Origin of the sequence: Streptomyces katrae (assembly GCF_000717655.1) — a bacterium.
Lineage (GTDB): Bacteria > Actinomycetota > Actinomycetes > Streptomycetales > Streptomycetaceae > Streptomyces > Streptomyces katrae_B.
The window spans coordinates 1-5,688 of the sequence record NZ_JNZY01000085.1 but is presented as its reverse complement, the minus strand read 5'-3'; the positions used below and the strand labels follow the sequence as shown (position 1 = coordinate 5,688).

6 protein-coding genes are annotated in these 5,688 nt (G+C 70.7%); 2 read left to right on the top strand and 4 right to left on the bottom strand.

The genetic code is table 11. The features are described 5' to 3' along the window. Nucleotides 1-285: 285 nt before the first annotated feature. Complete coding sequence (locus IF09_RS42300; protein ID WP_158710212.1) at nt 286-552, top strand: hypothetical protein; 267 nt, start codon at nt 286-288, stop codon at nt 550-552. 91 nt (nt 553-643) lie between these two features. Here the strand turns inward: IF09_RS42300 and IF09_RS0139415 are convergent, their stop codons facing one another. Then, the gene (locus tag IF09_RS0139415; RefSeq protein WP_030304355.1) at nt 644-940 is read right to left on the bottom strand and encodes a hypothetical protein; all 297 of its coding nucleotides are present in this window, start codon (nt 938-940) and stop codon (nt 644-646) included. Between the two features lie 290 nt (nt 941-1,230). On the opposite strand from IF09_RS0139415, the gene IF09_RS41445 reads away from it, so the two are divergent. Continuing rightward, nucleotides 1,231-2,124 carry a helix-turn-helix domain-containing protein gene (locus IF09_RS41445; RefSeq protein ID WP_063607485.1) on the top strand — a complete coding sequence of 298 codons (894 nt, stop codon included), beginning with the start codon at nt 1,231-1,233 and terminating at the stop codon, nt 2,122-2,124. A gap of 99 nt (nt 2,125-2,223) precedes the next feature. Here IF09_RS41445 and IF09_RS0139405 read toward each other — a convergent pair whose 3' ends face one another. The 3 genes from IF09_RS0139405 to IF09_RS0139395 form a co-directional block, all read right to left on the bottom strand. Further along, complete coding sequence (locus IF09_RS0139405) at nt 2,224-2,382, bottom strand: hypothetical protein (protein WP_158710211.1); 159 nt, start codon at nt 2,380-2,382, stop codon at nt 2,224-2,226. Between the two features lie 327 nt (nt 2,383-2,709). After that, nucleotides 2,710-4,035 (bottom strand): hypothetical protein, encoded by a 1,326-nt coding sequence (locus IF09_RS42295; protein ID WP_051833675.1) that lies wholly within the window; start codon nt 4,033-4,035, stop codon nt 2,710-2,712. Between the two features lie 887 nt (nt 4,036-4,922). Further along, nucleotides 4,923-5,216, bottom strand: a complete 294-nt coding sequence (locus tag IF09_RS0139395; protein WP_234321347.1) for a hypothetical protein — start codon at nt 5,214-5,216, stop codon at nt 4,923-4,925. Nucleotides 5,217-5,688 lie beyond the last annotated feature (472 nt).

Genomic DNA, 5,688 nt, shown 5'->3' with positions numbered 1-5,688 from the left:
GCCTTCCGCTGGCTGACCCGATACAACACCCGCCGCCGGCACTCCCGCCTCGGCCAGCGAACTCCGATCGCCTACGAGAACGACCTCCAACCAGCAGCAACTACCCTGACCCAAGCCGCATAGATGTGTTCAAAATCCGGGGTCAAGGCCCCCCATCGCTGGCGTCTGCAGGGCTGTACCTCTGACGGCTACTCCGGCGCGGAAGCCCGGTCGTTGCTCATACACAGGCTGGACTGGGCTCGCCACGAAACGTGGTTTGAGGACAACCAGGGTCGCCTCCTGTCTGTGGTTACCAACGGTGAGCGCGCGAGGGTTGCTCTGGTGGATGGCGCAGGCGGCGATACCGGGGAGCACCTGGTCGATCCGCTCGGCGAAGGCGTCTCTGGCGGATATCTGCTGTCCAACGGGCAGATCGATACCTGCTGCGACAGGGAGACTGTCCCGTTCCCCGTCGCCTGCGAGGCCGTGGAGCACTTCATCGACCACGGCATCTGGCCCTGCAGCTCAACGGGTCCCGATGACGATGGCTGCGTCCTCCTTGGGTGGCGGTGATGGTGCGGTACTGCTCCATCCAGTCGGTGGGAGCCGGGTGTACGGGCGGGCCGGCGGCCCCGCCGTACACCCGTCGCTTACCGGTCCCCCATCAGCACTGGTAAGCGTAGTTGGCGCGTCCGTCCGCGCCGTCCCAGTGGATCGTTCCGGTCCGGCCCGGGTTGATCCAGATGCAGCCGGGGTCTCCCGTCCAGTTGATCTGCACGGAGGCGCTGATGGCGTAGCTACAGGTGTTCTTGATGTAGGCCGTGCCATAGCTCTGCCCCGTGAGCTGGGCACACGCCAGCGGGGCGGCCGGGGCCGCGACCGCCGGAGCGGCCGCGAGTCCGGACAGCATCAGGGTTCCGGCGGCGGCTGCGGCCGCCCGGCGTAAGGCCTTGGATGTCATGCCTGGTCTCCTGTCGGATCGGAGTACGAGGTACGGGTCGAGGTACACGTACGGCTTCGAGGTGCACGGCGTACGAGGTGCACGGCGTGCGGCGTGCGGCGTGGCCTGCGTGGGGCCCGCGGGACGGCCGGAAACCAGCCGCGGTCCCCGCTCCGCCCCGTTCTGTCCGGTCCTCGCCTTCACCGGCCGCGCGCTTCGCCACCAGACTGCCGGGCGGGCCGGACACCCGTCTTGTACGAACGCGCACCGCGTTCGACGGGCCGGCAGCCGGCAGAGGGTGGGGGGACCGAGTGACACCGGACAGGGCCGAGCGTGCCGCACCGGACTGGTTACGGGGCCAGGTGGTGAAGTACTGCGGATACCGGACGCCGCCGGGAAGCCCGCCCAGGCTGACGCTGCCCGCCGCCACGGTCACCCTGGTCCTGGGCTGGGGCGAGCCCTTGTGCACGTTCGCGACGCGGGGTGGTCCCCCGCTGCGGACCTCGCGCTCCGTGGTCGCGGGCCTGCACACCTCGCCCGTGCTGGGCGGCTACCGGGGCTCCGGGCAGGCGATCGAGGTGGACCTCACGCCGCTCGGGGCGTACGCCTGCCTGGGGATCCCGCTGGCCGAACTGGCGGGCGTACGGGTCCACGCCGAGGACGTGCTCGGCGACGACTGGACGCGGCGGCTCACCGAGCGGCTGGCCGAGGCGCCGGACTGGGACGGCCGCTGGGCGCTGCTCGACACGGAGCTGGGCCAGCGGATGGCGGAGGGGCCGACGCCGTCCCCCGTGGTGACCGAGGCGTGGGACACGCTGCTCGCCCGGCACGGCGGACTGACGCTGCGCCAGCTCGCGCAGCAGACCGGCCGCGGCGGCCGCCGGCTCCAGGCTCTGTTCCGCGAGCAGATCGGCCTGCCGCCGCAGACCGTGGGCCGGGTGCTGCGCTTCCAGCGTGCGCTGACCCTGGCGGCCGGCCGCTCGTACGGGCACCCGGGCGGCCTCGGCCCCGGCAGCCCGGGCCCAGCCCGGTCGCTGGCCGCGCTCGCCGCCGAGTCCGGCTACTACGACCAGGCCCACCTCAGCCGTGACTTCCGGGCCCTGGCCGGACTCACGCCGACCCGGCTGTGCGATCTCGCCGACGATGCCGCGGCCACTCGCGCGACGGTCGTCGACGGCCGCCTCACCGGGCTCTTCGCGCACTGACGCCGGGCGGTCCGGCCGGCCTCCCCAGCGTCCTTCCCCCGGACGGGTGAAAGCCGGTTCGAACCTGACCGGTTTCGGCGAACCTCTGCTGCAGACGGCTTACCCGGCAGCGGCAGTGGGGCCTTCACCGAAAAGGGCCAAGTCCGCAGCCGAGAGGTCGCAGCGCAGTCGTGTGAAGCGCAGCGGGTGGCGGTGTACGCCGCCCCGGTCGATGGCGGTGTCCGCGCTGATCTCGGCGACGAGGTCGGGCCTCACCAAGGTCGCCTCCAGTGGCGTTGTGCTGCCCCAGGCGGAGGAGAACCGCATGCCTGTCCAGGGGTGGCCGGGGCCGGCCGCGGACTTCGACTCCGGGGGCCGCTCCGACCTGGCGTCGGGCTGGCGGCCTCGCGGCGCTGCCAGCCGCAGGGCTCAGGGCACTTCGGGTCCGCCTTCGCCGCGCCCCAGCGAGCCAGCCCCGAGTCCACGACCCATCTTCAATCCGGCGCTGCTCCCCGCGCACGCGGGGATGCCCCCTGGCATTCTGGGGCCGCTCACGCACCTGCCCCCGCAGCGACCCAGGAACAACTCGCCGAAGCCGCGGGCCTGTCAGGGAGCGGCGACGTAGACGACCTGGCTCACGGCGTTCTCGAACTGCGGCGCGCCGGTGTAGGTCGCACGCCAGTAACCCGCCCCTGCCTGCGGGGCGGTGGTGGAGAAGGCGTAGCCCTCACCGTTCCACCTGGCGTCCGGCACGGTGGCAACGGTGGTCCAGCCGCCCTTGCCGGTGGCGGAGTACTGGATGTTCACGGGGATCGTGCCCGGCGTCGAGTTGCCTTCGAACCCCACGCTGCCGCCGACCTCCACGGTCGCGGCATCGGAGCGGGTCGCGGTGAGGGACCGGAACGCGGCGGGCTGCACGACCATGACGTCGACGCTCGCCTGGGCGTCGGCCAGGAACAGGTCGTCGCTGTGCCAGCCGACCGCGATCGAGGAGTTACTCCAGAGCGGCTGGGTCGCCGGGAAGAGCGCGTTGCCGCCGGCGTCCGTGGTGCGCTGGACGAAGTCGCCGAAGGAGTTGGAGCCCATCGTCTTGCCGGCCAGCGGCTGCCAGCCGGTGGGCGAGTTCCAGAGCAGGGTGGCGCTGGTCGAGTTCACCGTGCCCTTGAACGGGACCTTCCGCTCGCTCGGGGTCTCGACGATCTTGGTGGCGGTCTTCTTCACCGTGATCGGGAAGGTCTTCGAGGAGGACTGGTTGTAGAAGACGTGGTTCGGGTCGTACTGGAAGGCCGCCTCGATGCGGTTCTGGTATTGGTCGGTGACCGGGAGCGTGGCGGAGAAGCTGCCGTCCGCCGCGGTCGTCACCTCCGCGTACTCCATGTACGAGTTGACCGCCACGGTCAGGCCGCCCATCGGGGTGATGGCCCCGGAACCCGGCCACTGGCCCATCAGGTGACCGCTGATGGTGACGCTGCGGTGCTGGTAGTCGACCGTGGTGCGGTCGACCTTCGTGTCCTTCATGTTCGTCTGCACGGCGTAGTAGAAATAGCCCACGCCGGCGGCGGAAAGCGTGTCGCCGCCCTCGTCGGAGGCCGATACGTCGATGCGGTAGCTGCCCAGGTCCGGCAACTGGATGCGCCCGCGGTTCTTCCACGTACCGTTCTCGGCGGTGCCGGAGGTCAGATCGAAGTTCCCCACCGTGGCCACGGTCTGCTGGGTTTCCATCGAGTACAGGCTGACCTTGACGTTCTTGACGGCGCTCGGCGCGGTCAAGGACAGGACGATCTTGCCGTTGTTGGTCCAGTCGTTGTGAGCTTCCTGGACCGTGATGCCGGTGACTCCGCTGTCCGCGTGCGCGGCCGTGGTGCCGCCCAGTACGAGACTCCCGGCGGCCAGCGCTGCGGCACAGGCCAGCAGGGCACGACGAGTTGCCATTGTTTCCCCCTTGTAAACCGCTGTGTCGCCGACTGGCGATCAGCAGACGGACGCTACCAGCACCCCCGCCCCGTCCTCCAACGGGATATGCGGGACGTGGCGGGGCCGCAGTCACGACCCCGCAGGGCTGCGGTCAAGCCCCCGCAGGGCCGGTGCGGCGCCGGTGCCCGGGCGCTGGGAGGGCTTCGGGTGGCTCAGGCGGGTACGGCTCCGGTACGCAGGGCGAACTCCCGAAGGCCTGGCAGGCGTGCCGGACTGTAGAGCAGGCTCGACGTCAGCGCCCGCAGCGCCGGGCGCCGGACTTCTTGAGCAGCCTCTTGCTCGACGCGGCGCAGTGCGGCGAACTCCTGCGCACCGACGGGGACGCACGGCACTACTGCCTGTCGCCGCACGGCGACAGGGCGTGCGAGCGGGGCCGAACCCACTCCCGCACGGGGGCGCCGTGCGGGACCGGTGACGGCAGCAGGCGGACGGCACAGGGCCGTTACGTTGCCCGCACCTCCCCGGAGGCACCCGATTCACGGGTAGCGAAGCCCGTTCTTCATGGCTTTGGGAGGCACCCGCCGAGGCGGGATGTCGATGTTCACGAGAACGGAAGGCAGCGAGCCACAGGGGCAGCGAGACGGCGTTGAAGCCGTGCCTCCGGCGACCCCCAATGCAGCCAGGCCCGCGGGCGGCGGCCAGCGGGCCGCCGGGGGCGGTGGCCTCCAGGCGCTCGTGCAACCAGGTGAAGCCGATTCTTCTCGCGCGGTCCGCTGTCCTCGCGGGCCGGCTGCTCTGCGCCAGACACCCGGGCCTGCCGCTCATGGAACGGGCGGCCCGGGTGGACCGGCCCGACGTCAGCCGGGCGCGTCGTGCGACTCGGTGGTGCGGGGCCGTGAGCCGCCTCAGTTGCCGATGCCGGAGCTACCGATGCCGGAGTTTCCGATGCCGTGGCTGCCGATGCCCGTGTTGCCAAGGCCCGCGTTGCCCAGACCCCAGTTGGCGACGCCCGCGTTGCCCAGACCCCGGTTGGCGACGCCCGCGTTGCCGACGCCGTCGTTGAGTGCGCCCGCGTTGCCGAGGCCCGAGTTTTCGACGCCCGAGCTGCCCACGGAATGGCCCGGCCCCGTGTCGTCGGCGCTGGCCGCGCCGGCGCCGCAGACAGCCAGCACCGCCGCGGCACCCAGCGCGGTTGTCACGCGGAGAAGAGTTGCATACATATACAAATACCTCCTATTTCGGGCATCTTGGCTTACTATCCCTAGCACACGGCCATGCCCAATACGGGGAGGAATGCCCCGAAGCCTCCGTGTCGCCCAGAGGTCTCGTCCGACGGCGCGTACTCGTCGCACTTCTCACGCACCGAACGCGCCATGAAACGCACCCCAATCACACATCGACCGACCCGACCACCGAGCCGTGCCCGAAAGATGGCGACATGCCGGGAAAGTCATCAAGTACCCGGGTTTTACCGGCAGTTGGGGGCGCACCGCACAAGCCACGTACGCGTACGCGAGGGCCGGATTCACTCCGGCGGGGGACGTCGGCGGGGCCTGTGGGCCCCCGCCGACCCGGTTACTGAAGATTTCAGGGTGGGGTCGGTGGGTTGATGGCCAGACCGGTGGCGGTGAGGCAGCCGTCGACAAGGTGGGGCCGGAGTTGGATTCTGCG

Coding starts and splice junctions, on each gene's coding strand:
- IF09_RS42295 (WP_051833675.1), bottom strand. CDS start 4,035: ATGGCAACTCGTCGTGCCCTGCTGGCCTGTGCCGCAGCGCTGGCCGCC.
- IF09_RS0139415 (WP_030304355.1), bottom strand. CDS start 940: ATGACATCCAAGGCCTTACGCCGGGCGGCCGCAGCCGCCGCCGGAACC.